Source organism: Enterobacter sp. ECC-019 (assembly GCF_043974075.1).
Classification (GTDB): Bacteria; Pseudomonadota; Gammaproteobacteria; order Enterobacterales; family Enterobacteriaceae; genus Enterobacter; species Enterobacter asburiae_D.
In genome coordinates this window covers 3475609-3500743 of record NZ_CP143759.1, presented here as the reverse complement: position 1 = coordinate 3500743, position 25135 = coordinate 3475609, and the positions used below count along the sequence as shown (strand labels likewise).

At 56.7% G+C, this 25135-nt stretch carries 26 protein-coding genes; 14 read left to right on the top strand and 12 right to left on the bottom strand.

Annotated features, from left to right (window positions below):
* Positions 1-143: 143 nt before the first annotated feature.
* Both V1566_RS16600 and pabB read right to left on the bottom strand, forming a co-directional pair.
* Positions 144-722 (bottom strand): CoA pyrophosphatase, encoded by a 579-nt coding sequence (locus V1566_RS16600; RefSeq protein ID WP_395304025.1) that lies wholly within the window; start codon positions 720-722, stop codon positions 144-146.
* 6 nt (positions 723-728) lie between these two features.
* On the bottom strand, positions 729-2054 hold the full coding sequence (gene pabB, locus V1566_RS16595; RefSeq protein ID WP_395306009.1) for an aminodeoxychorismate synthase component 1: 1326 nt from the start codon (positions 2052-2054) through the stop codon (positions 729-731).
* Between the two features lie 61 nt (positions 2055-2115).
* On the opposite strand from pabB, the gene V1566_RS16590 reads away from it, so the two are divergent.
* Positions 2116-2307: a YoaH family protein gene (locus V1566_RS16590; protein WP_023336068.1), complete on the top strand. Its 192-nt coding sequence runs from the start codon at positions 2116-2118 to the stop codon at positions 2305-2307.
* 6 nt (positions 2308-2313) lie between these two features.
* Here the strand turns inward: V1566_RS16590 and V1566_RS16585 are convergent, their stop codons facing one another.
* Positions 2314-2658, bottom strand: a complete 345-nt coding sequence (locus V1566_RS16585; RefSeq protein ID WP_008500498.1) for a RidA family protein — start codon at positions 2656-2658, stop codon at positions 2314-2316.
* A gap of 133 nt (positions 2659-2791) precedes the next feature.
* Between V1566_RS16585 and V1566_RS16580 the strand changes: the two genes are divergently transcribed.
* From V1566_RS16580 to rnd, 5 genes are all read left to right on the top strand, one after another.
* The gene (locus tag V1566_RS16580; protein WP_213327839.1) at positions 2792-4702 is read left to right on the top strand and encodes an ATP-dependent DNA helicase; all 1911 of its coding nucleotides are present in this window, start codon (positions 2792-2794) and stop codon (positions 4700-4702) included.
* A 66-nt stretch (positions 4703-4768) separates the two neighbouring features.
* Positions 4769-5464 (top strand): tRNA (adenosine(37)-N6)-threonylcarbamoyltransferase complex dimerization subunit type 1 TsaB, encoded by a 696-nt coding sequence (gene tsaB, locus V1566_RS16575; protein ID WP_311392231.1) that lies wholly within the window; start codon positions 4769-4771, stop codon positions 5462-5464.
* Between the two features lie 37 nt (positions 5465-5501).
* A complete protein-coding gene (locus V1566_RS16570) occupies positions 5502-6083 on the top strand; it encodes a Slp family lipoprotein (RefSeq protein WP_148241930.1) in 582 nt (193 codons plus the stop codon).
* 203 nt (positions 6084-6286) lie between these two features.
* Positions 6287-7972: a long-chain-fatty-acid--CoA ligase FadD gene (gene fadD, locus V1566_RS16565; RefSeq protein WP_147430001.1), complete on the top strand. Its 1686-nt coding sequence runs from the start codon at positions 6287-6289 to the stop codon at positions 7970-7972.
* Between the two features lie 71 nt (positions 7973-8043).
* Positions 8044-9171: a ribonuclease D gene (gene rnd / locus V1566_RS16560; RefSeq protein ID WP_395304024.1), complete on the top strand. Its 1128-nt coding sequence runs from the start codon at positions 8044-8046 to the stop codon at positions 9169-9171.
* Positions 9172-9257: 86 nt separating this feature from the next.
* Here rnd and minE read toward each other — a convergent pair whose 3' ends face one another.
* From minE to minC, 3 genes are read right to left on the bottom strand one after another with little or no spacing between them, the layout of a single operon-like run.
* The gene (gene minE, locus V1566_RS16555) at positions 9258-9524 is read right to left on the bottom strand and encodes a cell division topological specificity factor MinE (protein WP_024909868.1); all 267 of its coding nucleotides are present in this window, start codon (positions 9522-9524) and stop codon (positions 9258-9260) included.
* Between the two features lie 3 nt (positions 9525-9527).
* Positions 9528-10340, bottom strand: a complete 813-nt coding sequence (gene minD, locus V1566_RS16550; protein WP_395304023.1) for a septum site-determining protein MinD — start codon at positions 10338-10340, stop codon at positions 9528-9530.
* Positions 10341-10363: 23 nt separating this feature from the next.
* Positions 10364-11071, bottom strand: a complete 708-nt coding sequence (minC, locus tag V1566_RS16545; protein ID WP_395304022.1) for a septum site-determining protein MinC — start codon at positions 11069-11071, stop codon at positions 10364-10366.
* Between the two features lie 123 nt (positions 11072-11194).
* Between minC and V1566_RS16540 the strand changes: the two genes are divergently transcribed.
* The 3 genes from V1566_RS16540 (at position 11195) to V1566_RS16530 (ending at position 12711) form a co-directional block, all read left to right on the top strand.
* Positions 11195-11470, top strand: a complete 276-nt coding sequence (locus V1566_RS16540) for a YcgL domain-containing protein (protein ID WP_395304021.1) — start codon at positions 11195-11197, stop codon at positions 11468-11470.
* A 47-nt stretch (positions 11471-11517) separates the two neighbouring features.
* Positions 11518-12177 (top strand): fumarylacetoacetate hydrolase family protein, encoded by a 660-nt coding sequence (locus V1566_RS16535; protein ID WP_032658472.1) that lies wholly within the window; start codon positions 11518-11520, stop codon positions 12175-12177.
* Between the two features lie 93 nt (positions 12178-12270).
* Positions 12271-12711, top strand: a complete 441-nt coding sequence (locus V1566_RS16530) for a YcgN family cysteine cluster protein (RefSeq protein ID WP_024909872.1) — start codon at positions 12271-12273, stop codon at positions 12709-12711.
* A gap of 115 nt (positions 12712-12826) precedes the next feature.
* Here the strand turns inward: V1566_RS16530 and dsbB are convergent, their stop codons facing one another.
* The gene (gene dsbB, locus V1566_RS16525) at positions 12827-13357 is read right to left on the bottom strand and encodes a disulfide bond formation protein DsbB (RefSeq protein ID WP_024909807.1); all 531 of its coding nucleotides are present in this window, start codon (positions 13355-13357) and stop codon (positions 12827-12829) included.
* Between the two features lie 143 nt (positions 13358-13500).
* Entirely contained in the window at positions 13501-15039 is a 1539-nt protein-coding gene (gene nhaB / locus V1566_RS16520; protein ID WP_395304020.1) for a Na(+)/H(+) antiporter NhaB, read from the bottom strand.
* A 201-nt stretch (positions 15040-15240) separates the two neighbouring features.
* Here nhaB and fadR point away from each other — a divergent pair, with 201 nt between their 5' ends.
* Complete coding sequence (fadR, locus tag V1566_RS16515; protein WP_023312180.1) at positions 15241-15960, top strand: fatty acid metabolism transcriptional regulator FadR; 720 nt, start codon at positions 15241-15243, stop codon at positions 15958-15960.
* A 115-nt stretch (positions 15961-16075) separates the two neighbouring features.
* Here the strand turns inward: fadR and V1566_RS16510 are convergent, their stop codons facing one another.
* Positions 16076-17608, bottom strand: a complete 1533-nt coding sequence (locus V1566_RS16510) for a SpoVR family protein (protein ID WP_100170101.1) — start codon at positions 17606-17608, stop codon at positions 16076-16078.
* A gap of 321 nt (positions 17609-17929) precedes the next feature.
* Between V1566_RS16510 and V1566_RS16505 the strand changes: the two genes are divergently transcribed.
* Together V1566_RS16505 and dadX are read left to right on the top strand one after the other, a co-directional pair.
* Positions 17930-19228 (top strand): D-amino acid dehydrogenase, encoded by a 1299-nt coding sequence (locus V1566_RS16505; RefSeq protein ID WP_063143835.1) that lies wholly within the window; start codon positions 17930-17932, stop codon positions 19226-19228.
* 9 nt (positions 19229-19237) lie between these two features.
* The gene (dadX, locus tag V1566_RS16500) at positions 19238-20308 is read left to right on the top strand and encodes a catabolic alanine racemase DadX (protein WP_395304019.1); all 1071 of its coding nucleotides are present in this window, start codon (positions 19238-19240) and stop codon (positions 20306-20308) included.
* A gap of 97 nt (positions 20309-20405) precedes the next feature.
* Here the strand turns inward: dadX and V1566_RS16495 are convergent, their stop codons facing one another.
* A complete protein-coding gene (locus tag V1566_RS16495) occupies positions 20406-22139 on the bottom strand; it encodes a potassium/proton antiporter (RefSeq protein ID WP_023336053.1) in 1734 nt (577 codons plus the stop codon).
* A 97-nt stretch (positions 22140-22236) separates the two neighbouring features.
* Positions 22237-23151 (bottom strand): muramoyltetrapeptide carboxypeptidase, encoded by a 915-nt coding sequence (gene ldcA, locus V1566_RS16490; RefSeq protein ID WP_395304018.1) that lies wholly within the window; start codon positions 23149-23151, stop codon positions 22237-22239.
* A 107-nt stretch (positions 23152-23258) separates the two neighbouring features.
* Between ldcA and emtA the strand changes: the two genes are divergently transcribed.
* A complete protein-coding gene (gene emtA / locus V1566_RS16485; protein ID WP_063143839.1) occupies positions 23259-23870 on the top strand; it encodes a membrane-bound lytic murein transglycosylase EmtA in 612 nt (203 codons plus the stop codon).
* A gap of 38 nt (positions 23871-23908) precedes the next feature.
* Here the strand turns inward: emtA and V1566_RS16480 are convergent, their stop codons facing one another.
* Positions 23909-24640 (bottom strand): flagellar brake protein, encoded by a 732-nt coding sequence (locus tag V1566_RS16480; RefSeq protein WP_395304017.1) that lies wholly within the window; start codon positions 24638-24640, stop codon positions 23909-23911.
* 208 nt (positions 24641-24848) lie between these two features.
* On the opposite strand from V1566_RS16480, the gene V1566_RS16475 reads away from it, so the two are divergent.
* Positions 24849-25103 (top strand): GlsB/YeaQ/YmgE family stress response membrane protein, encoded by a 255-nt coding sequence (locus V1566_RS16475; RefSeq protein ID WP_008502662.1) that lies wholly within the window; start codon positions 24849-24851, stop codon positions 25101-25103.
* Positions 25104-25135: the final 32 nt, after the last annotated feature.

Here is a 25135-nt window from a genome sequence, read left to right as displayed (position 1 = left end):
GTTATAACTGCGCATAGTGTAAGAGGGAACACCGACCTCGGCTTAACTATTCACATGAATTAAACTAATGGTTAACGATGGGTTTTGCTAATAGCGCGACGCAGATCGCAAACCTGCGAAAAAGGATGGAATGTAAAGTATAGTCAAGGCTTCAGGCCGATTTGCAGCGCCAGCTCACGAATAATGCCCGCCGTCATGCCCCAGACAAAATAATGCTGATACCAGGACAACCAGACCCGATGGTCATGCCCGCGACGCTGAATATCCAGCGGGTGATAACGACTCAGTCGGAGGGCTTCCTCCAGCGGCATTTCAAACACCGCTGAAACTTCATCGACGCTGGCGTGATACTGCAGGCCGGGCGGGATAATGCCCACCACCGGCGTGACCTGAAAACCGGTGACGCTGTCTACGGGGGGCAGCACGCCGATGACCTCCACAGCCTCCGGCGGAATGGCAACCTCTTCCTGTGCTTCCCGCAGCGCGGCGGCAATCAGAGAGGCGTCGGAGCTGTCTACGGCGCCCCCCGGAAAGGCGACCTGACCCGCGTGCTTACGTAAATGGGGAGAACGCTGGGTGAGCAGCAGGCCCGGCTGCGCGCGACGCACGACCGGGATCAGCACGGCCGCCTGTCGCTGATTCAGCGCTTCGCGGTTGACCTGCGGTCGTAATAGCTGAAAGCGAGATAAAAAGTTATCCAGCGTCAGATTCTCTTTTTCCACCCGTGATTACTCCAGTTGTTTCAGGATACGGTTAACTTTATCAAAGGTTTCCTGATATTCCGCATCGACCTGGCTATCGGCAACAATGCCGCCCCCGGCCGAACAGTAAAGGTTTCCGTCGAAGGCGGTCAGCGTGCGAATGGTAATGCTGGTATCCAGCGTGCCGCACAGGCTGATATAGCCAATGCTGCCGCACCAGGCATTGCGGCGGTGCGGCTCCAGCTCATCAATGATCTCCATTGCCCGCACCTTTGGCGCGCCGGTGATGGAGCCGCCCGGGAATGCCGCGCGCAGAAGATCGCAGGCCGTACGTGATGCCGGCAGCGTCGCGGTGATGGTACTGACCAGATGATGCACCGCCGGGAAAGGCTCGACGACAAACAGCTCCGGCACGCGCACGCTGCCCGGAACGGCCACCCGGCCAATGTCGTTACGCATCAGATCGACAATCATCAGGTTCTCGGCGCGGTCTTTCGGCGAGGCGGCCAGTTTTTCCGCCTGCTGACGATCGGCGTCGGGATCGGCAAGACGCGGCAGGGTGCCTTTAATCGGACGGGTTTGAATCGTGCCCTCGGCCAGATGAATAAAGCGCTCGGGTGACAGGCTGAGTATGGCCCCCTGTTCCAGACGAACAAACGCGCTGAACGGGGCCTTATTGCTGGCATTTAGGCGGGTAAACGCCTGCCACTCATCTCCCCGGTATGTCGCCTGGAAACGCTGGGCAAGGTTAACCTGGTAGCAGTCACCGCTTTGCAGATACGCCTGTACGCGCGCGAATTTCTCGGCATACTCCGCCGCGCTCATATTCGAGCGCCATATTGAGGTCAGCGTGAACGTTTCTGCCGGGGCAGGCTGCTGCGCCTCAAGCCACGCCAGACGCGCCCGCACGTCATGATGGCTCAGCAGGGAAACCGTTTTTTTCTGGTGATCAACAATTAACGCCCAGTCATACAGCCCCACGGCCATGTCTGGCAGGGAAATATCAGCCTGCGCATGCTCCGGCAGCGTTTCGAAACGGCGCCCCAGGTCGTAGCCAAACAGGCCCAGGGCGCCCCCCTGAAAAGGGAGGTCCGGGTTCGGCGTGGCAGATAAGCCCAGCGCGTTGATGGCGTGCTGAAGCTGCACCAGCGGATCGTCCGTTAACGACAGGTCATCGGTTGTCAGCGTCTTTAGCGGATCGGCCACCAGAATATCGAAGCGGCTATAGGGATGGTCTGCATGGCCAGAATGCAGCAGCATCGCAAACGGAAGATGGCTCAGGCGGGCAAACCAGAATTCAGCGGCGTCTGCACGCCAGGGCAAGGTAATAACAGTGGGGAAGCGCATGTTCATGTGTGGCATACTACCGGGCAGCGTGAAATAATTAGCGCGAATAATTTAGCAGGAGTTGACGATGTTTGCAGGTTTACCTTCTCTGAGCCATGAACAGCAGCAGAAAGCGGTTGAGCGAATTCAGGAACTGATGTCCCAGGGGATGAGCAGCGGGCAGGCGATTACGGTTGTCGCTCAGGAGATTCGCGCCAGTCATTCCGGCGAGCGGATCGTGGCGCGTTTCGAAGATGAAGATGAAGATCCAGAAGAGTAATCGGGCTTACACCGCCGCGATAATCTTGATCTCAACCTTATATTCCGGTTTCATCAGCGTGGCCTGTACGGTACAGCGTACAGGCGCGTGACCCGCCACTACCCATGCATCCCAGGCTTTGTTCATCGCCGCGAAATCGTCTTTGTTTGCAAGAAAAATCGTCGCATCCAGAATGCGGGATTTGTCGCTGCCCTGTTTTTCCAGAACCGCATCAATCTGCGCCAGGGTGTTAGCCGTCTGTTCGAACGCATCCGCGTCCAGGTTAGCCGGTACGCCGGTGTAGTAGAGCGTCTGGTTATGGATCACCACATCAGACCAGCGGGCTTCGGCATCAATGCGCACAATTGTCATAAACGTTTCCTCGTTATTTTTCGTCGTCAGACGGCAAGACTGCCATATTGTTCTCCTGTCGTCACTATTTGGGGTGGCACAGAAGAGGATGGGCTGACATAATCCCTGTGCAAAAATACAGTGAGAGAGCACCGTGGCAGACGATTTTTCCCCTGAAGGTCAATTAGCGCAGGCTATCCCCGGCTTCAAACCCCGTGAGCCTCAGCGTCAGATGGCGCACGCCGTTGCGCACGCTATCGATAAGGCTCAGCCGCTGGTGGTCGAAGCCGGTACCGGCACGGGTAAAACGTATGCTTACCTTGCTCCGGCGCTGCGCGCGAAGAAGAAGGTGATTATTTCTACCGGATCGAAGGCGTTGCAGGATCAGCTCTACAGCCGCGATTTACCCACGGTGGCGAAAGCGCTGAAATATAAGGGGCGTCTGGCCTTGCTGAAGGGGCGCTCCAACTATCTCTGCCTGGAACGTCTTGAGCAGCAGGCGCTGGCGGGCGGCGACCTGCCGGTGCAAACCCTCAGCGATGTCATTATCCTTCGCGCCTGGGCGAACCAGACCGAAGAGGGCGATATCAGCACCTGCGCGAGCGTGCCGGAAGACTCTCCTGCCTGGCCGCTGGTGACCAGCACCAACGACAACTGCCTCGGCAGCGACTGTCCGCTGTATAAAGACTGCTTTGTGGTGAAAGCGCGCAAAACGGCAATGGACGCGGATGTGGTGGTGGTGAACCACCATCTGTTTCTCGCGGATATGGTGGTCAAAGACAGCGGTTTCGGCGAGCTGATCCCCGAGGCTGACGTGATGATCTTCGATGAAGCGCACCAGCTCCCGGATATCGCCAGCCAGTATTTCGGCCAGTCGCTCTCGAGCCGCCAGCTGCAGGATCTGGCGAAAGATTTCACCATCGCTTACCGGACCGAATTAAAAGATACCCAGCAGCTGCAGAAGTGCGCCGACCGTCTGGCCCAAAGCGCGCAGGATTTCCGCTTACAGCTCGGCGAGCCAGGCTATCGCGGCAACCTGCGCGAGCTGCTGGCGGACAAAAACATCCAGCGCGCGCTGCTGCTGCTCGATGATGCCCTGGAGCTCTGCTACGACGTGGCAAAACTGTCCCTCGGCCGTTCCGCGCTGCTGGATGCCGCCTTCGAGCGCGCCACGCTCTATCGCGGGCGGCTCAAACGGTTGAAAGAGATTAACCAGCCGGGGTTCAGCTACTGGTATGAATGCACCTCGCGGCACTTCACGCTGGCGCTCACGCCGCTGACGGTGGCGGATAAGTTTAAAGAGGTGATGGCGCAAAAACCGGGAAGCTGGATTTTTACGTCGGCAACCCTGTCGGTGAATGACGATCTGCATCACTTCACGGAACGTCTTGGCATTGACGAGGCGGAATCGCTGCTCCTGCCCAGCCCGTTCGATTACGAAAAACAGGCGCTGCTCTGCGTGCCGCGCAATCTGCCGCTGCCGAACCAGCCGGGTGCGGCGCGCCATCTGGCCGCGATGTTAAAACCGATGATCGAGGCCAACAACGGCCGCTGTTTTATGCTCTGCACCTCTCACGCCATGATGCGTGACCTCGCTGAGCAGTTCCGCGCCACCATGACCTTACCGGTTCTGCTGCAGGGCGAAACCAGCAAAGGCCAGCTGTTGCAGCAGTTTGTCAGCGCCGGGAATGCCCTGCTGGTGGCGACCAGCAGCTTCTGGGAAGGGGTTGATGTGCGGGGCGATACGCTCTCGCTGGTGATCATCGATAAGCTGCCGTTTACCTCTCCGGACGATCCGCTGCTGAAGGCGCGCATGGAAGACTGCCGCCTGCGCGGGGGCGATCCGTTTGACGAGGTACAGCTACCGGACGCGGTGATTACCCTCAAGCAGGGGGTAGGGCGATTGATCCGCGACGTTACCGATCGCGGGGTGCTGGTCATTTGCGATAACCGGCTAGTGATGCGTCCTTACGGGGCAACCTTCCTTGCTAGCCTGCCGCCCGCGCCGCGGACGCGGGACATAAAACGCGCGGTGCGTTTCCTGGCAAACCCAACGGCGGAGTAATTTACCCCGGAGTGTGCTAAGATGCGCGCCATTTTGTGACTGACCCTTGCGAGAGCGCGACGACTGATGCGAATTCTGGCTATTGATACCGCGACAGAGGCTTGTTCTGTCGCTCTGTTGAACGACGGTGCTGTTTCTGCCCATTTCGAAGAGTGCCCACGGGAACACACCCAACGCATTCTGCCCCTGGTAAAAGCCATTTTAACCCAGGGCAACACCTCCTTAACCGACCTCGATGCGCTGGCCTTTGGCCGTGGCCCTGGCAGCTTTACGGGCGTACGTATCGGGATTGGCATTGCGCAGGGGCTGGCGCTGGGCGCTGAACTGCCGATGATCGGCGTCTCAACCCTCGCCACCATGGCGCAGGGCGCATGGCGCATGACCGGGGCAACGCGCGTCCTGGCCGCAATAGATGCCCGCATGGGCGAAGTTTACTGGGCTGAATACACCCGCGACGAGCAGGGCGTGTGGCACGGTGAAGAGACGGAAGCCGTGCTTAAGCCGGAAGCGGTCACTGAACGACTGCAACAGCTCTCCGGTGAGTGGGCGACCGTCGGCACCGGCTGGCCTGCGTGGCCGGAGATGGCGAGCGGTACCGGGGTGACACTGGTGGATGGCAACATGCTGCTGCCGGCTGCGGAAGATATGCTTCCGATTGCCTGCCAGCTTCTCGCAGAAGGAAAAACCGTTGCCGTTGAACACGCGGAGCCGGTTTATTTGCGAAACACCGTCGCGTGGAAGAAACTTCCGGGCCGCGAGTGAATCTCAGTAACAGGAACTGAGAAAAAGGAGTCGCATCATGGCGGTTCAGACTAAAGTAGTACGCCTTATTATGGCAGGCGCGGTTGCCATAGCACTGAGCGGATGCGTTTCCGTTCCTGATGCGATTAAGGGCAGCAGCCCTACGCCACAGCAGGATCTGGTTCGGGTGATGAATGCGCCTGAGCTGTACGTTGGCCAGGAAGCGCGCTTTGGCGGTAAGGTCGTCGACGTACAAAACCAGCAGGGGAAAACCCGTCTGGAGATCGCGACCGTTCCGCTGGACAGCGGCGCGCGGCCGGTACTGGGTGAGGCCTCCCGCGGGCGTATCTATGCGGACGTCAGTGGTTTCCTCGATCCGGTCGATTTTCGCGGACAGCTGGTGACCGTCGTCGGGCCGATTACCGGCGCCGTGCAGGGCAAAATCGGCAGCACACCGTATAAATTTATGACCATGCAGGTCAACGGGTATAAACGCTGGCGGCTGGCACAGCAGGTGATCATGCCGCCACAGCCGATGGATCCGTGGATGTGGGGTCCACATCCTTATCGTTACGGCTACCCGGGCTGGGGTTGGTACAACCCGGGCCCTGCACAGGTTCAGACGATCGTTACTGAGTAACTTACTGTTATTGTTAGAAAAGAGACAGCGCCTCAGCCGCTGTCTCTGTTTTTTTACGGATAAAACGAAAAAAAAGAGTGACGCGCTTCGCAACCTTAAATCTGAACAATTAATAAACTGGTACGCTGAGTTAATATAATGTTAACAAACTGTTTATTATCGGGGTTGTGATGACGACGAACACTCATTTCAGAGGTGATGCATTGAAGAAGGTTTGGCTTAACCGTTATCCCGCAGATGTTCCTGCTGAGATCAATCCTGACCGTTATCAATCCCTGGTGGAATTATTTGAACACTCGGTAAGGCGCTACGCGGACCAGCCCGCATTCGTGAATATGGGCGAGGTCATGACGTTCCGTAAGCTCGAGGAGCGTAGCCGGGCGTTTGCGGCGTATCTTCAGGAAGGGCTGGGGCTGCAAAAAGGGGACCGCGTCGCGCTGATGATGCCAAACCTGCTGCAATACCCGGTGGCGTTGTTCGGTATCCTGCGAGCCGGGATGATTGTCGTCAACGTTAACCCGCTGTATACCCCGCGCGAGCTGGAGCATCAGCTGAACGACAGCGGCGCGGCTGCGATTGTCATTGTGTCCAACTTCGCCCATACGCTGGAAAAAGTGGTCGACAAAACCCAGGTTAAACACGTCATCCTGACGCGTATGGGGGATCAACTCTCCACCGCCAAAGGTACGCTGGTTAACTTTGTCGTCAAATACGTCAAACGTCTGGTGCCAAAATACCACCTGCCGGACGCCATCTCCTTTCGCCGCGCGCTGCATGCGGGCTACCGTATGCAGTATGTGAAACCCGAAGTGGTGGCGGAAGATCTTGCGTTTCTGCAATACACAGGCGGGACCACCGGCGTCGCCAAAGGGGCCATGCTTACCCACCGTAATATGCTGGCAAACCTTGAACAGGTGAACGCCACTTACGGGCCGCTGCTGCATCCGGGCAAAGAGGTGGTGATCACCGCGCTTCCGCTGTATCACATCTTTGCGCTGACCATGAACTGCCTGCTGTTTATTGAACTGGGTGGTCAGAACATCCTCATCACCAACCCGCGCGATATCCCTGGTCTGGTGAAAGAGCTGGCGAAATACCCGTTCACCGCCATGACCGGGGTAAATACGCTGTTTAACGCGCTGCTTAATAACAAAGAGTTCCAGCAGCTGGATTTCTCCACGCTGCACCTCTCTGCGGGCGGCGGCATGCCGGTTCAGCAGGCGGTCGCCGAGCGCTGGGTGAAGCTCACCGGGCAGTATTTGCTGGAGGGCTATGGGCTGACGGAATGTGCTCCGCTGGTCAGCGTTAACCCGCATGATATCGACTATCACAGTGGAAGCATTGGTCTGCCGGTTCCTTCCACAGAGGCCAAACTGGTCGATGATAATGATAACGAAGTCGCGCCGGGCGAGCCGGGTGAACTGTGCGTCAAAGGTCCGCAGGTGATGCTGGGCTACTGGCAGCGCCCCGATGCGACCGACGAAATCATCAAAGACGGCTGGCTGCACACCGGTGATATCGCGGTGATGGATGACGAGGGCTTCCTGCGCATCGTCGATCGCAAGAAAGACATGATCCTGGTCTCCGGCTTCAACGTCTATCCGAATGAGATCGAAGACGTGGTTATGCAGCACAGCGGCGTGCTCGAAGTGGCGGCAGTCGGCGTCCCTTCCGGCAGCAGCGGCGAAGCGGTCAAGATATTTGTGGTCAAGAAAGACGCTTCACTCACGGAGGAGGAACTGGTAACGTTCTGCCGTCGTCAGCTGACGGGCTACAAGGTGCCGAAGCTGGTTGAATTTCGCGATGAGCTGCCGAAATCCAACGTCGGAAAGATATTACGACGAGAATTACGTGACGAAGCCCGTGGCAAAGTAGACAATAAGGCCTGAGCTTCACGCTAATCGCCCAGACGCCGGTTAAGCCGGCGTTTTTTATGGGCGCAAACAAAAGAGAACCCGTTTTGAATTACCAGATGATCACGACCAACGACGAGCTGGCTTCGCTGTGCGAAGTGACGCGCGACTTTCCTGCCATTGCCCTGGATACCGAGTTTGTCCGTACCCGGACTTACTATCCGCAGCTGGGTTTGATTCAGATGTACGACGGTAAACACGTGTCGCTGATTGACCCTCTCGGCATTACCAACTGGACGCCGATGCGTGACCTGCTGCTTGATACCGCCGTGACGAAATACCTGCACGCAGGCAGTGAGGATCTGGAAGTCTTTCTGAACACCTTTGGCATCATGCCCCAGCCGCTGATTGACACGCAGATCCTCGCGGCATTCAGCAATCGTCCGCTCTCATGGGGCTTTGCTGCCATGGTAGAGGAGTATACGGGCCTGACGCTGGATAAAAGTGAATCACGTACCGACTGGCTGGCGCGTCCGCTAACCGAGCGCCAGCTGGAATATGCGGCGGCAGACGTGTTTTACCTGCTGCCGATTGCCGGCCAGCTGATGAAAGAGGCAGAAGCTTCTGGATGGCTGTCTGCGGCGCTCGACGAGTGTCGTATGACCCAGCAGCGCCGCCAGGAAGTGGTCGACCCGAAAGAGGCCTGGCGCGATATCAGCAACGCATGGCAACTGCGTACGCGTCAGCTGGCATGCCTGCAGCTGCTGGCAGACTGGCGCTTGCGTAAAGCGCGCGAGCGCGATCTGGCCGTTAACTTTGTGGTTCGCGAAGAACATCTCTGGGCGGTCGCGCGCTATATGCCGGGCAGCCTGGGCGAGCTGGACAGCATTGGGCTTTCGGGCAGCGAGATCCGCTTCCACGGTAAAACCCTGCTGGCGCTGGTCGCAAAAGCGCAGGAGCTGCCGGAAGATGCGCTGCCGGAACCGCTGCTGAACCTGATGGATATGCCGGGCTATCGCAAAGCGTTTAAGGATATCAAAGCGCTGGTGCAGGACGTTGCAGCGGAAAGCAAACTGAGCGCTGAACTGCTCGCTTCACGTCGTCAGATTAACCAGCTGCTGAACTGGCACTGGAAGCTGAAGCCGCAGAATGGCGTGCCGGAAATGATGGCGGGATGGCGCGGGAAATTGATGGCCGATCGCCTGAATACGCTGCTGGAAGCATACCCACGCTAAAGAATTGTAGCCCCGGTAAGCGTAGCTCCACCGGGGAGATTGCCGGGCGGCGCGACGCTTGCCCGGCCTACAAAATCACAAAGGGATTAACGCGACTCTTCCGCTTCCGGAAGCGTAACGTTCAGCTCCAGAATCGAAATATCCCCGTCTTTTTGTTCCAGCTGCACCGTGACCATCTCCGGGTCAATCTGCACATACTTACAGATCACTTCCAGGATGTCCTTACGCAGCTGCGGCAGGTAGTGAGGCTCGGCGTCGCTACGACGACGCTCCGCAACGATAATTTGCAGGCGTTCTTTTGCGATGTTGGCGGTGTTCTTTTTCCGCGAGAGAAAAAAGTCCAGTAATGCCATAACTTATCCTCCGAACAGGCGTTTGAGGAAACCTTTCTTCTCTTCTTCAATGAAGCGGAAAGGACGTTCTTCTCCCAGCAGACGGTCAACAGTATCAGCATACGCTTTACCTGCATCTGCCTCTATATCAAGGATCACTGGCTCGCCCTGGTTAGAGGCGCGTAACACGGACTGATCTTCCGGGATGACGCCCACCAGTTTAATGCGCAGGATCTCCAGCACGTCTTCCATGCTCAGCATGTCACCCTTGTTCACGCGGCCCGGATTGTAGCGGGTGAGCAACAGGTGTTCTTTAATCGGGTCTTCGCCATTTTCCGCACGACGGGATTTAGAGGCGAGGATACCCAGAATGCGGTCTGAGTCACGCACGGATGAAACTTCAGGGTTGGTAGTGATGATCGCTTCATCAGCGAAGTACAGCGCCATCAGGGCACCGGTTTCGATGCCGGCAGGGGAGTCGCAGACAATGAAGTCGAACTCCATTTTTTTCAGCTCATCGAGCACCTTTTCCACCCCTTCACGGGTCAGGGCGTCTTTGTCACGCGTCTGAGAAGCCGGAAGAATGTAGAGGTTCTCGGTACGCTTGTCTTTAATCATCGCCTGGTTCAGCGTGGCATCGCCCTGAATGACGTTCACGAAGTCATACACGACGCGACGCTCACATCCCATGATGAGGTCGAGGTTACGCAGACCGATATCGAAATCGATAACGATGGTTTTCTTTCCCTTCTGGGCCAAACCAGTAGCGATGGCCGCGCTGGAGGTGGTCTTGCCAACGCCTCCTTTACCCGAAGTAACAACAATAATGCGTGCCATAGAAATTCCTTGTTAAAAAGGGATCAATTCAACGGTTGAACGGTCAACGCGTCGTCTGCCAGAAGCAGGCGAGCCGCTTTGCCATAAAATTCGGCTGGGATTTTGTCGCTCAGCCAATATTCACCTGCGATGGACACCAGTTCCGCTGTCAGGTGAGTACAAAATATTTGCGCATCTCGATCGCCACTTGCACCTGCGAGCGCACGTCCACGCATCATACCGTATACGTGAATATTGCCATCTGCAATAAGCTCAGCGCCAGCACTGACGTGGCTTGTAACAATCAGATCACAGTTTGGTGCATAAATGCGCTGACCGGAACGAACCGGCACATCAATCATTCGCGTTTTTGTGACGGTAGTAACGTTTTGCACCGCAGGAGGGGGCGCTTGCACGGCAACGGGTGCCGCACGCGAGGCTTTTTCTTTGCCCTCATTCAGAAGAGGCAGCCCCGCACGCTCAATTTCCGCTTTCAGCTCAGTATCTTTGCAGCCGCTGATGCCTACGATACGCAGCCCGGTCGAGGAGACGGCCTGCTGGAGAAGTTTCCAGTTAACCGGTGCCTCAAGACCGCTGACGTTGATAACAACAGGGGCGTGCTTCAGAAAGGCGGGAGCCTGGGCGATTTTGTCTTCTAACGCCTGACGAATAACCTCGGGTTTTGCATCATGCAAATGTACCACTGATAAGGTGAAGCTACTGCCTTTAAGCTCGATGGGCGTGTTTGACATCCTGGCCTTACTCAATTTGCTATTAACCGCAACCACTCGCTGCGATATTCCGAAGAGTATCAGGCATGTTATAGTCAGGAGTATATTGAGGCAAGCAACCACCCATTAATTCAGAGTAAAAACATGTTTTGTGTGATCTACAGAAGTACAAGCCGTGACCAGACCTATCTTTATGTCGAAAAGAAAGACGATTTTTCACGCGTGCCTGACGAATTAATGAAGAGCTTTGGCCGACCACAGCTGGCGATGCTGCTGCCGCTTGATGGTCGTAAGAAACTGATTAATGCCGATCTGGATAAAGTGAAAACGGCCTTAGCCGAGCAAGGCTATTATTTACAGCTTCCACCGCCACCCGAGAATTTATTAAAACAGCATCTTGAGGCGAACGGTAAAAAATAGTCTCAACTGTTTTTGGGCACAACACATCAACCGTTTAGGGGTCGACCATGTATCAACATCATAACTGGCAAGGTGCACTACTGGATTATCCCGTCAGCAAAGTGGTTTGCGTGGGCAGCAACTATGCAAAACATATTCAGGAGATGGGCAGCGCGACGCCAGAAGAGCCGGTCCTGTTCATTAAGCCTGAAACGGCGCTTTGCGATATCCGCCAGCCGCTGGCGCTGCCGCAGGGGCTGGGCTCGGTGCATCACGAAGTTGAACTCGCCGTGCTGATCGGCGCGACGCTGCGCCAGGCCTCAGAAGAACATGTTCAGAAAGCGATTGCCGGTTACGGCGTGGCGCTGGATCTCACGCTGCGTGACGTGCAGGGCAAAATGAAGAAAGCCGGGCAGCCGTGGGAAAAAGCCAAAGGGTTTGATAATTCCTGCCCGATCTCGGCGTTTGTGCCGGTGAGCGAATTTACCGGCGATCCGCAGGACACCCCGCTTAGCCTGAAGATTAACGGCGAGATCCGCCAGCAGGGCACCACCGCAGACATGATCCACAAGATTGTGCCGCTGATCGCCTACATGAGCCGCTTCTTTACCCTGAAACCGGGCGATGTGATCCTGACCGGAACCCCAGAAGGTGTTGGCCCGCTACTCAGCGGTGACGAGCTTGAGGTCGGTTTTAACGGCCTGTCGCTGAAAACCCGCGTGCTGTAACCCCATCTTGCCGCCTGAAGAGGGCGGCAAAACTTGCAACAACGTGCCAGACTCGTTATAAGGTGCGCTTTCTTTTGACGTGTGGACATCCTGATGAACGACATCCCTTTCTGGCAAAGCAAAACTCTCGACGACATGACCGATGCGGAATGGGAATCATTGTGCGACGGCTGCGGGCAGTGCTGCCTGCACAAGCTGATGGATGAAGATACGGATGAAATCTACTTCACCAACGTTGCCTGCAAGCAGTTAAACATTAAAACCTGCCAGTGCCGCAACTATGAACGCCGGTTTGAATTTGAGCCTGACTGCATCAAGTTAACCCGGGATAATCTGCCGACGTTTGAATGGCTGCCGCATACCTGCGCGTATCGCCTGCTGGCGGAAGGGAAAGGTCTGCCTGACTGGCATCCGCTGTTAACCGGTTCAAAAGCGGCGATGCACGGCGAGCGTATTTCTGTGCGCCATATTGCGGTGAAAGAGTCCGAGGTGCGTGACTGGGAAGACCACATCATGAATCACCCGACCCGTTGAGATTAAAAAACCCGCCGAGGCGGGTTTTTTATTATGCGCTGTTGTGTCGGGTGGCGCTGCGCTTACCCGACCTACAAAACCGTAGGCCCGCGCAAGCGAAGCGCCGCCGGGCAACTTAGCGCCCGAACAGATCGCGTTTCTTCGGTTTGAACGGCTGGGCGATCAGCACCAGCAGCGCCACGACGAAGTAGGCGGCAAAAATACCCACCAGCCATTGCGGCATCTCCAGCGTCAGGAATTCCCACTGACGTACGGAGCAGTCACCGGATGCGACAAACACCTGCGGCAGCCATTTGTCCAGCGGCAGCCAGCTCGGGAAGCGGGCGGCAAAATCACAGGTCATAAACGGCGACGGATGCAATTGCATCATGGTGTGCTGCCAGGAGAGTTCAATCCCTTTCCAGGCGCTGTAGATCCAGATGGCAATACCGGCATAGCGCAGCGGCGATTTTGGGGCAATCGCGCCGACCAGGCCCGCACCCATAATGCCGAACAGCGCGCAGCGTTCATAAATACAAAGCACGCAAGGTTTCAGTCCCATTACATGCTGGAACCACAGCGCAACCATTTCCAGCGCAAAGGCGGTCAGGGCCATTAACAACCACGCTCCGCGACCGCGGGAGCACTGGTTTAAAAATCTCAACATAATCATTTCCCTGGAACATGCTTAGAAATCGCAGTGTAAACGAATTCGTTTTTCGCGCCACCTGTACCTGGCGAAATAAAACGTAATTGGATGTTTATCGTGCGAAAAGGCAAACGGGCAGCGAACTGCCCGAGATGCATAGTTTACTGCGCCGCAAGTATACCCGCTTGTATCAACCATTGCGTACAGGGAATGAGGGTAATTTTGACGCAAAGCAATCCCACGATCGTGAGCACCAGCGTGTAGGGCAGCGCCATCCATACCATCCTGCCATAAGAAAGTCGTATGAGCGGGGCGAGGGCGGAGGTCAGCAGGAACAGGAAGGCGGCCTGGCCATTTGGCGTCGCCACCGACGGCAGGTTGGTGCCGGTATTGATTGCCACGGCCAGCAGCTCAAACTGTCCGGCGCTGATAACGCCTTGCTCCATGGCCGCCTTGGCCTCGTTGATATAGACCGTCCCGACGAAGACGTTATCTGAGATCGACGAGAGCAGGCCGTTAAACAGGTAAAACAGCGAGAGCTGAGCATCCGGTGACGCCTGTAATACAAAGGCAATAATCGGCGCGAACAGGTGCTGGTCGATAATCACGGCCACGACGGCAAAGAACACCGCCAGCAGGGCGGTAAATGGCAGAGCTTCGGTAAAGGCTTTACCGATGGCATGTTCGTCCGTCACGCCGGTAAAGGTGGTGGCGAGAATAATGACCGACAGGCCAATCAGCCCCACTTCGGCAAGATGGAGCGCCAGCGCCGCGATAAGCCAGACGCCGATGATCCCCTGAGCAATCAGCCGTAGCGTCTCCTGGCGCGTCCGCTGGCTGCGGCTCTGCTGATCGAATTTATGCAGCTCCTGACGTACCGGCTCCGGGAGCTGCGCCCCATAGCCAAAGAGGCGAAACTTCTCCACCAGCAGACAGGTCGCCAGACCGCAGAACAGCACCGGTACGCTCACCGGCGCCATTCTCAGGAAGAACTCACCGAAGTGCCAGCCCGCCGCTTTAGCAATGATCAGGTTTTGCGGCTCGCCCACCATGGTCATCACGCCACCCAGGGCGGTACCGACGCCAGCATGCATCATCAGGCTGCGCAGGAAGGCGCGGAACTGCTCCAGCACGTCACGATTATGCGCATCGACGTGGCTGTCATCCTGCAAATCCTCTCCCGGACGAGAGGAGGCCACGCGGTGATAAATACCGTAAAACCCAACCGCTACGCTTATCACTACGGCGACGACCGTCAGCGCATCCAGGAAGGCCGACAGGAAGGCGGCCGCAAGGCAAAACGCCAGCGAGAGGAACATTTTCGACGGAATGCTGAGCAGCAGGCGCGTGAAGATAAACAGCAGCAGCTGTTTCATGAAGTAGATGCCCGCCACCATAAACATCAGCAGCAGTAGCACTTCGAGATTTGACGCCAGCTCGGCTTTGACATGCTCGGCGCGGGTCATGCCGATGACGACGGCCTCAAACGCCAGCAATCCGCCCGGCAGCAGGGGGTAACATTTCAGCGCCATGGCCAGGGTGAAGATAAACTCCGCCACCAGCAGCCACCCGGCAATGAATGGGTTCACGCTAAAGAGGAGGGGGTTAACGACCAGGAACACCAGAAGTATAAGTTTATACCAGTCCGGAGACTGGCCTAAAAAGTTGCGCCACAGCGCGCGCCCAAAAGAAATTTCCACGACAGACGTCCTTCCCCGTCAAGTAAGACAAAACATCAGTATACGCAAAAATCGCGGCCTGGAGGCGGATAAGGCTGCATTGTAAATTTCACAAAAATGAAACGGCGATCCCTCTTTTCTCTCTTTGCCGTGCTACCTGCCATTGGCTGCCTCTGGTATGATGAGTCCAATTTGCTAAAGCTGTGTAATGGAAATCTTACTATGGTCATTAAGGCGCAGAGCCCGGCGGGTTTCGCGGAAGAGTACATCATTGAAAGCATCTGGAATAATCGTTTCCCTGCGGGGTCCATTCTTCCGGCTGAACGCGAACTCTCTGAACTGATTGGCGTCACTCGCACCACGCTGCGTGAAGTGCTCCAGCGGCTGGCGCGAGATGGCTGGTTAACGATCCAGCACGGCAAGCCGACGAAAGTAAACAACTTCTGGGAAACGTCCGGGCTGAACATTCTTGAAACGCTGGCGCGTCTTGACCATGAAAGCGTGCCGCAGCTCATTGATAATCTGCTCTCCGTTCGCACCAACATCGCGACGATCTTTATTCGTACCGCTTTCCGTCAGCATCCGGAAGACGCCCTTGCAGTGCTGGCCACAGCAAACGAGGTGGAAGACCATGCCGATGCTTTTGCCACCCTCGATTACAACGTGTTTCGCGGCCTGGCGTTTGCCTCCGGCAACCCGGTGTACGGCCTGATCCTCAACGGTATGAAAGGGCTTTACACCCGCATCGGTCGCCACTACTTTGCCAATCCGGAAGCGCGTAGCCTGGCGCTGGGCTTCTACCATAAGCTGAGCAAGCTCTGTACCGAAGGCCTGCACGATCAGGTTTATGAGACGGTGCGCCGCTACGGTCATGATTCCGGTGAAATCTGGCACCGTATGCAGAAAACGCTGCCGGGTGATTTAGCGATTCAGACCCGCTAAAAGAAAAAACCTCTCGTAAGAGAGGTTTTTTTTCGTCGGGTGGCGGCTGCGCCTTACCCGAACTACGGGTTTTGTAGGCCCGGTAAGCGTGGCGCCACCGGGCAAAAAAACTGCACTACAGCGTATTCAACCGCGCCGGGCAGCGATCCAGCAGCTCGACGCTCCCGTCTTCATTCTGCTGCTCCAGCTGTACGTCGAAGCCCCACAGGCGATGCACATGCTTCAGCACCTCTTTACGCCCTTTATCCAGCGGCGCGCGATTGTGCGGGATATAGCGCAGCGTCAGGGAGCGGTCACCGCGCAAATCGACGTTCCAGACCTGAATATTCGGTTCAAGGTTGCTCAGGTTGTACTGTGAAGAGAGGCGAGAGCGGATCTCCCGGTATCCCTCTTCGTTATGGATCGCGGAAATCTCCAGATAGTTGTTGCGATCGTCGTCCAGCACGGTGAAGAAGCGGAAGTCACGCATGATCTTCGGCGACATAAACTGGCTGATGAAGCTCTCATCCTTAAAGTCGCGCATCGCAAAGTGCAGCGTTTCCAGCCAGTCAGAGCCGGCGATATCCGGGAACCAGTACTTGTCTTCTTCCGTCGGCGACTGGCAGATACGCTTGATGTCCTGGAACATGGCGAAGCCAAGCGCATACGGGTTTATTCCGCTGTACCACGGGCTGTTGTAGGGCGGCTGGAACACCACGTTGGTATGGCTGTGGAGGAATTCCATCATGAACCGCTCGGTAACTTTCCCCTCATCGTACAGATGGTTGAGGATGGTGTAGTGCCAGAAGGTCGCCCAGCCTTCGTTCATGACCTGCGTCTGCTTTTGCGGGTAAAAATACTGGCTCACCTTGCGGACGATGCGCAGGATCTCACGCTGCCACGGTTCCAGCAGCGGGGCGTTCTTCTCCATAAAATAGAGCAGGTTTTCCTGCGGCTCGGACGGATAGCGACGCGCTTCGGCGATCGTTTTTTCCTCCTCACGCTTCGGCAGGGTACGCCACAGCATGTTCACCTGGCTTTGCAGGTACTCTTCGCGGCTTTTCTGCCGGGCCTTCTCCTCCTGCAGGGAGATTTTCTGCGGGCGTTTATAGCGGTCCACGCCGTAGTTCATCAGCGCATGGCAGGAGTCGAGCAGTTTTTCCACTTCGTCCACGCCATAGCGCTCTTCGCAGTCGGTAATGTATTTACGGGCGAAGATCAGGTAATCGACGATGGAGCTGGCATCCGTCCAGCTGCGGAACAGGTAGTTATTCTTGAAAAATGAGTTGTGCCCGTAGCAGGCGTGCGCCATCACCAGCGCCTGCATGGTAATGGTGTTTTCTTCCATTAAATAGGCAATACACGGATTGGAGTTAATGACAATCTCATACGCCAGCCCCTGCTGGCCGTGCTTATACAGCCGCTCGGTTTCAATAAATTTTTTACCAAACGACCAGTGCGGATAGTTAATCGGCATCCCGACGCTGGAGTAGGCGTCCATCATCTGTTCGGACGTAATGACTTCAATCTGATGGGGATAGGTATCCAGACGATACAGCTTTGCGACCCGGTCGATTTCGGCGAGGTAAACATCCAGCAGCTCGAAGGTCCAGTCGGGTCCATCGCTCAGACGAGTGTTGTCCTTGTTCAGGGAATCAATAGTAGCCATTAGCGCGCCCTCGTTGTGGGTGCTCTCTCTGTCTGGAGAGCCTCCTTTCAAGCATAGATCAACGTGTTAAAAAGCGTGCTGGGGCAGAAATTTTTTCTTTGCGATTTCGCGTTTTTGATACGGCAAAAAAACGGTGTGTCTCAGCATATTATGCTGGTTAAAAATAACGCGCAGCAGGAGATCCCAAATTAGCACTATCCCCTAATGCTGGGGGATGTGTGAGGTAAGTCACCATAAAAAAGTCGTATGTTGAATAATATTTTCAACTAGGTTATCAATCTGTAATTAGAGGATTGTTCTTTTGCACATAATGGAGTGGCTATGCGTGTTGTCATACTGGGAAGTGGTGTCGTTGGGGTAACCAGCGCCTGGTATTTAAGTCAGGCGGGACATGACGTAACCGTTATCGATCGTGAATCCGGTCCCGCGCTTGAAACCAGCGCGGCGAACGCCGGGCAAATCTCTCCGGGGTATGCGGCACCGTGGGCTGCGCCGGGCGTTCCGCTGAAAGCGATTAAATGGATGTTCCAGCGCCATGCGCCGCTGGCCATCAGCCTTGACGGCACGCAGTTCCAGCTGAAGTGGATGTGGCAGATGCTGCGCAACTGCGACACCCGCCACTACATGGAGAACAAAGGGCGCATGGTGCGCCTGGCGGAATACAGCCGCGACTGTCTGAAAGCGCTGCGCGCGTCGACGGGGATTGAGTATGAAGGCCGTCAGGGCGGGACGTTACAGCTGTTCCGCACCGAGCAACAGTATGAAAATGCCACCCGCGATATCGCCGTGCTGGAAGATGCCGGCGTACCGTACCAGCTGCTGGAAGCCAGCCAGCTTGGCCAGGTTGAACCGGCGCTGGCGGAAGTGGCGCATAAGCTAACGGGCGGCCTGCGTCTGCCGAATGACGAAACCGGCGACTGCCAGCTCTTTACGCAACGTCTGGCGCAAATGTGCGAGCAGGCGGGGGTGAAGTTCCGCTTCAACACCTCTGTCGACAAGCTGCTGTCGGAAGGGGAAAAAATTTACGGCGTGAAGTGCGGCGACGAGGTGATCAAAGCCGATGCCTACGTGATGGCGTTTGGCTCGTACTCCACCGCCATGCTGAAAGGCATTCTCGACATTCCGGTCTACCCGCTGAAGGGCTACTCGCTGACCATTCCGGTGAAAGAAGAGAGCGGCGCGCCGGTGTCGACCATTCTGGATGAAACCTACAAAATCGCCATTACCCGCTTCGATAACCGTATTCGCGTAGGCGGCATGGCGGAGATTGTCGGCTTCAACACCGAACTGCTGCAGCCGCGTCGTGAAACGCTGGAGATGGTGGTGGGCGATCTCTTCCCGCGCGGAGGTTTTGTTGAGCAGGCGACGTTCTGGACCGGCCTGCGTCCGATGACCCCGGACGGCACGCCGATCGTGGGCCGCACGCCGTATAAAAACCTGTGGACCAATACCGGACACGGCACGCTTGGCTGGACGATGGCCTGCGGATCGGGCCAGCTGCTGAGCGACCTGATTTCCGGGCGCACGCCGGCAATTCCATTTGACGATTTAAGCGCCGCACGCTATCAATCGGGGTTTACGCCTTCGCGTCCACAGCATCTGCACGGCGCGCATAATTAAGGAGCTGTCATGTCCCGTCCTGTTCTGGCCCAGCTGAACCTGCAGGCTCTGAAGGATAATCTGCAAATTGTTCGTCGGGCGGCACCCGGTTCGCGCGTCTGGTCGGTGGTGAAAGCGAACGCCTACGGCCACGGTATCGATCGTATCTGGAGCGCGCTGAGCGCGACCGACGGCTTTGCGCTCCTGAATCTGGAAGAGGCCATTCTGCTGCGCGAGCGCGGCTGGAAAGGGCCCATACTGCTGCTGGAGGGCTTCTTCCACGCGGACGATCTGCCGCTGCTGGACAAGTATCGACTGACCACCAGCGTTCACAGCAACTGGCAGATTAAGGCGATTCAGGATGCGAAGCTCCATGCTCCGCTGGATATCTATCTCAAGGTCAACAGCGGCATGAACCGCCTGGGCTTCCAGCCTGAGCGGGTGCATACGGTCTGGCAGCAGCTGCGCGCCATGAAGAACGTGGGCGAAATGACGCTGATGGCGCATTTTGCCGACGCGGAAAAACCCGACGGAATTGCCGATGCCATGGTGCGCATTGAGCAGGCGGCAGAGGGGCTGGACTGCCCACGCTCGCTGTCGAACTCGGCGGCCACGCTGTGGCATCCCGAGGCGCACTACAACTGGGTGCGTCCGGGGATCGTTCTGTACGGTGCATCTCCCTCAGGCCAGTGGCAGGATATCGCCAACAGCGGCCTGAAGCCGGTCATGACCCTGCGCAGTGAAATCATTGGCGTGCAGACGCTGAAGGCCGGTGACGCGGTGGGCTACGGCAGCCGCTACCGGGCACAGGGCGAGCAGCGAATTGGCATCGTGGCGGGCGGCTATGCCGACGGCTACCCGCGCATCGCGCCGACCGGCACGCCGGTCTGGGTCGATGGGGTTCGTACGGGAACGGTGGGCACCATATCAATGGATATGCTGGCCGTTGACCTGACGCCATGCCCGCAGGCGGGCATCGGTTCACCTGTGGAGCTGTGGGGTAACGAAATTAAGATTGATGACGTTGCTGCCGCGGCGGGCACGGTGGGGTACGAATTGATGTGCGCGCTGGCGCCGAGAGTGCCGGTTGTGACGGTGTAACGAATAGTTGTGTCGGGTGGCGCTCATGCTTACCCGACCTACGTTCGAGGGTTTTGTAGGCCGGGTAAGGCGAAGCCGCTACCCGGCAAAAAAACAACTACTCGGTTTCCTCCTCCATCGGCCTGACGCCGACTTTTCTCACCGCGTTATCTTCTTTCTCCGCAACCGTCCAGATCATCCCGGCGAACTCTACCTGGTCACCGACGACGGGGGCCGCCCCCAGCAGTTGCTGAATGATTTCCCCTAACGTTTGCTGCTTGTCGCGGTACTCCAGCCCTTCATCCAGGCCGTAAATCAGCGCCACATCGGCAAACTTGGCGCTGGCTTCCAGAATAAAATCGCCGAAGAAACGCTGATCCAGCGCCACCGGAGGCGACTGGCTGAACAGTTTGCCCAGCGCGGGCAGGTCGCGCTCGCGGCCAATGACGCAGAGAATATCCCCTTCGCGCAGGCGGGTGCTGCCGGTAGGGTGCAGCAGGACATTATCGCGGAACAGGGCGGCAATGCGCGTTTCGGCCGGCATGTGCAAATCGCGCAGCGAGGCCCCCACGCACCATTTGTCGGCGCTCAGTTGATAGACGAACTGTTCCCACGGGTTCTCCGGGTGAATGTCGAGCCCCACGCGGGAGACCGGCCAGCCCACGGGAGGCACCACCACTTTGGCTTTTTTCGCCGCCCACCCGAGCGAGGTTCCCTGGAACAGCAGCGAAATCAGCACCACGAAGAACGCCACGTTAAAGAACAGCCGCGCGTTATCCAGACCGGCCATCATCGGGAACACCGCAAGGATAATCGGCACCGCGCCGCGCAGGCCCACCCAACTGATAAACACCCGCTCGCGCAGGTTGAAGCCGCGAAACGGCAGCAGGCCCGCAAATACCGACAGCGGACGGGCGAAGAAGATCATCCACGCGGACAGCAGCAGCGCCGGAACGGCGATCGGCAGCAGATCGGATGGCGTGACCAGAAGGCCGAGCACCAGGAACATGCCGATCTGCGCCAGCCAGGCCAGACCGTCGAAGTTCTGCAAAATGGCATGTCGGTTGCGAATAGGTCGGTTGCCCATCAGGAACCCGCAGAGGTAGACGGCGAGGATGCCGCTGCCGTCCAGCGCGGTGGTGACGGCAAAAATGAGGATACCGCCGCTCAGCGCCAGCAGGGGGTAAAGCCCCGCGGGCAGCGAGATGCGGTTGATCATCTGCTGTAAGAGGTATCCTCCCGCCAGGCCGATAACAATCCCCAGCCCGAACTGCTGCAGGATATGCCAGACGAACATCCAGCTCAGGCCCGTCTCGTGCTGCTGGATCATCTCAATCAGGGTGATGGTGAGAAACACCGCCATCGGATCGTTGCTGCCGGACTCAATCTCCAGCGTGGAGCCGACGCGTTCGTTAAGCCCTTTTCCGCCGAGCAGGGAAAATACCGCTGCCGCATCGGTTGAGCCCACGATGGCGCCAATCAGCAAACCTTCCATGATGTTGAGATGGAAAAGCCACGCGGCCATCATTCCGGTGAGGCCAGAGGTAATCAACACGCCGACCGTGGCGAGCGACAGCGCAGGCCCTAACGCCACGCGGAAGGAACTCGCCTGGGTGCGCATCCCGCCGTCCAGCAGGATCACCGCCAGCGCGAGGTTACTCACCATGTAGGCGAAGGGGTAGTTATCGAATGGGATACCGCCAATGCCATCAATGCCGGCGAGCATGCCGATGGCGAGGAAAATGACAAGAATAGGTATGCCGAGACGCGATGAAAATGAACTTAATAAAATACTGCTGGTTACAAGGACGGAACCCAAAATGAAAAGGCTGATTATCGCTGCGGCATCCAATGTTCTCTTACTCCCACCTCAATGTTAACGCTGTTACTAAAACCCTAACATATTAACAACGGCAACAGCGTTTTATTAAGGGGGTATAACGGCTTTTTTATGCCTTTATGACAGGATGGCCGCTGATGGTCAGCCGACTGCCGGAATCATTGTGGATCAGGGAGGCGTGCGCCCCCAGCGCCAGGGTCACGGTTTGCTGCTCATGGCCGAAATCCAGACCGGTGATGACCGGAATATCCAGCCGCGAGCGAACGAAGTCGACCATGGTCTCCAGGGAGTAACCCGCGTCATAGTCATTCGGGGCAGAACCGCTGAAGCTGCCCAGCACAATCGCGGACTGGCGTTCAAGAATACCGGCATGATAAAGCTGCAAGAGCATGCGCTCGACGCGGAACGGATGTTCGTTGATATCTTCCAGCACCAGAATGCCGTCCACGATTTGCGGCATCCACGGCGTGCCGATAAGCGAGACCAGCATCGCCAGGTTACCGCCCCAGAGCTGGCCTTCACACTCCCAGTGCGGCCCATTTCCTTGCCACTCCACGCTGTAGGTGGGGTTACGCAGCGCGCGCCAGAAATGTTCCACGGTAAACGCATCCAGCTCCGGTGCGCCGAAGTTACCGGCCAGCATCGGACCGCTGAAGGTGATAACGTTATGCAGGGCCAGCAGCCCGAGCTGGATGACGGTGAAATCGCTGTGGCCGCAAATCAGCAGCGGATCGTGCTGCTGGCGCATCGCCAGCCCCTGCCAGTCAATGCTCTCCAGCAACCGGCTCGCACCATATCCGCCGCGCACCGCAAGCACAATCCGGTTTTCGCCCGTCAGGTTCACCAGACTATTGATATCATTCAGCCTCTGCGCTTCTGTACCGGCAAAACGCTGCTGGCGGCGGGGGATAATCGTCTGATTTTCTACCTGATGACCCGATTCCAGCAAACGCTGAACGCCCCGCTGCGCCGCGTCCTGGTTAATGCAGTAGCCCGACGGCGCGATGAGATGAAACTGAGACATGGCAATTCCTTGCTGAATGAGAAACTAATTGTCTATATCATGCCGCTTATACGCCGCCTGCTTCAAGAGGCGGCGCACCGCGATGACCGGCTATAAGGATAGATGACGTGAAATTGAGATGGTTTGCTTTTTTGATTGTGCTGCTTGCTGGCTGTAGTTCAAAACATGATTATCAAAACCCACCCTGGAACCCGGAAGTGCCGGTGAAACGGGCCATGCAGTGGATGCCGATCAGTGAACAAGCCGGGAAGGCCTGGGGCGTCAGCCCGCGTCTCATCACGGCGATCATTGCGGTGGAGTCCGGCGGAAATCCTGCGCTTGTCAGCAAATCCAACGCGGTGGGTCTGATGCAGCTTAAAGCGTCAACGGCGGGGAAAGAAGTTTACCGCTATATGGGCTGGAGCGGCCAGCCGTCGACCAGCGAGCTGAAAAACCCGGAACGCAACATTTCAATGGGCACCGCTTATCTGAGCATAATGGAACATGGCGTGCTGAAGGGTATTAAGGATCCGGAGGTGATGCAGTATGCGCTGGTGGTGTCTTACGTTAACGGTGCCGGCGCGTTGCTCAGAACCTTCTCCTCTGACCGCAAAGAGGCGATAGAAGAGATTAACGGCATGGACAAAGACGAATTCTTTGAACATGTGGCAAAAAATCACCCGGCACCACAGGCGCCTCGTTATATCTGGAAAGTACAGAAAGCGATGGATGCCATGTAATGCCGCAGACGGGCGGCGGTCACGCTGCCCGGTTTTCCTTACAGAACTTTATTTGCGCGTTCACGCGCCTCCCGCTCGAGAGAATAGATGATGCGCTGAAGCTCGCGCTCTGCGCCGGGCCCGACGTTCAGGAAACGGAAGCTCAGACGCGGCGTGGTGATGGTTTCATTTTTGCTGTCCACGACGGTGCGATCGCTGATGGCAATCAGCTGTGCATCGAAATAAAAGCGGCCCCAGCCCCCCATATCCAGCTCAATTTGCGTAAACCGCATGCCCTCTACCAGACCGTCGGGTTTCGGCGTATCCATCAGTGCGCCCATGCCGCCCAGCGACAGGTCGAAGAGGCGGAAGCGGATCTCTTTTTTGTCCGGCATTTTGGCCTTACAAAAATAGGCGGGATGAAGCGGAGCGCTAATGCGGAAATATTCGCGACGCTGGACAAACCAGAGGTTGGTGGGGAGCGGGGTAGCAAAAGCAGGGAGTCCCTGGTATTCGCTCATTTCCAGCCGCGTCAGGACAAACTCCACTTTGGCTCCCTGCGTTTCGGCCATCACCGCGATATTCTCCGCTTTCAGCGCTGCGCGGTTTTCATACTCCTGACTGCCTAAATCTATCACCAGCCGCTCCTGCGAGGCGTCAAGGATCTTGCTGATGAACTGATTATTCGACCAGCTGATGCGCAGCGGCACTTCACCTTTTTGCAGGTCGCGTAATACCCCTAATACAGCCAGCGGATTTTGCTTGAGGAACTGCTCACTGTAATGACTCACGCCGGATGGCTCCTTGATTGATGACAGACTGTCTTAGCGTTATCGGCAATCTGCAATGAAACTTAATACAAACCGGTGAGTTTTTTTTGCCTGTTTAAGCAAAGATAAGTCGGTGAGATGAAAATGGTTTTCCAGCGATGACCTATACTTAAGTTAGCTGTGCAGAAGGTTTTCTGCGCACGCGTTAAACCTGCAAGAGGGCATCGCTATGGGTATCATCGCCTGGATTATCTTTGGTCTTATTGCTGGCGCTATCGCTAAACTGATCATGCCGGGAAACGATGGCGGCGGCTTTATTTTGACCTGTGTACTCGGGGTCGTTGGTGCGGTTGTCGGCGGCTGGCTGGCGACGATGTTTGGTTTTGGAGGCAACATAAGTGGTTTCGACCTGCACAGTTTTCTGGTCGCTGTCGTGGGTGCCATTGTGGTGCTGGGCATATTCAGGTTACTGCGACGAGCATAAATTGACGTAAACGGCTCTCTGCGGAGGGCCGT

Bases quoted from the DNA above. Each gene is read 5' to 3' on its own strand.
- minD (WP_395304023.1), bottom strand. From the start codon at position 10,340: ATGGCACGCATTATTGTTGTTACTTCGGGTAAAGGAGGCGTTGGCAAG.
- fadR (WP_023312180.1), top strand. From the start codon at position 15,241: ATGGTCATTAAGGCGCAGAGCCCGGCGGGTTTCGCGGAAGAGTACATC.
- V1566_RS16570 (WP_148241930.1), top strand. From the start codon at position 5,502: ATGGCGGTTCAGACTAAAGTAGTACGCCTTATTATGGCAGGCGCGGTT.
- dsbB (WP_024909807.1), bottom strand. From the start codon at position 13,357: ATGTTGAGATTTTTAAACCAGTGCTCCCGCGGTCGCGGAGCGTGGTTG.
- tsaB (WP_311392231.1), top strand. From the start codon at position 4,769: ATGCGAATTCTGGCTATTGATACCGCGACAGAGGCTTGTTCTGTCGCT.
- minC (WP_395304022.1), bottom strand. From the start codon at position 11,071: ATGTCAAACACGCCCATCGAGCTTAAAGGCAGTAGCTTCACCTTATCA.
- V1566_RS16585 (WP_008500498.1), bottom strand. From the start codon at position 2,658: ATGACAATTGTGCGCATTGATGCCGAAGCCCGCTGGTCTGATGTGGTG.
- V1566_RS16475 (WP_008502662.1), top strand. From the start codon at position 24,849: ATGGGTATCATCGCCTGGATTATCTTTGGTCTTATTGCTGGCGCTATC.
- V1566_RS16535 (WP_032658472.1), top strand. From the start codon at position 11,518: ATGTATCAACATCATAACTGGCAAGGTGCACTACTGGATTATCCCGTC.
- V1566_RS16505 (WP_063143835.1), top strand. From the start codon at position 17,930: ATGCGTGTTGTCATACTGGGAAGTGGTGTCGTTGGGGTAACCAGCGCC.
- V1566_RS16510 (WP_100170101.1), bottom strand. From the start codon at position 17,608: ATGGCTACTATTGATTCCCTGAACAAGGACAACACTCGTCTGAGCGAT.
- V1566_RS16530 (WP_024909872.1), top strand. From the start codon at position 12,271: ATGAACGACATCCCTTTCTGGCAAAGCAAAACTCTCGACGACATGACC.
- dadX (WP_395304019.1), top strand. From the start codon at position 19,238: ATGTCCCGTCCTGTTCTGGCCCAGCTGAACCTGCAGGCTCTGAAGGAT.
- ldcA (WP_395304018.1), bottom strand. From the start codon at position 23,151: ATGTCTCAGTTTCATCTCATCGCGCCGTCGGGCTACTGCATTAACCAG.
- pabB (WP_395306009.1), bottom strand. From the start codon at position 2,054: ATGAACATGCGCTTCCCCACTGTTATTACCTTGCCCTGGCGTGCAGAC.
- V1566_RS16540 (WP_395304021.1), top strand. From the start codon at position 11,195: ATGTTTTGTGTGATCTACAGAAGTACAAGCCGTGACCAGACCTATCTT.
- V1566_RS16590 (WP_023336068.1), top strand. From the start codon at position 2,116: ATGTTTGCAGGTTTACCTTCTCTGAGCCATGAACAGCAGCAGAAAGCG.
- minE (WP_024909868.1), bottom strand. From the start codon at position 9,524: ATGGCATTACTGGACTTTTTTCTCTCGCGGAAAAAGAACACCGCCAAC.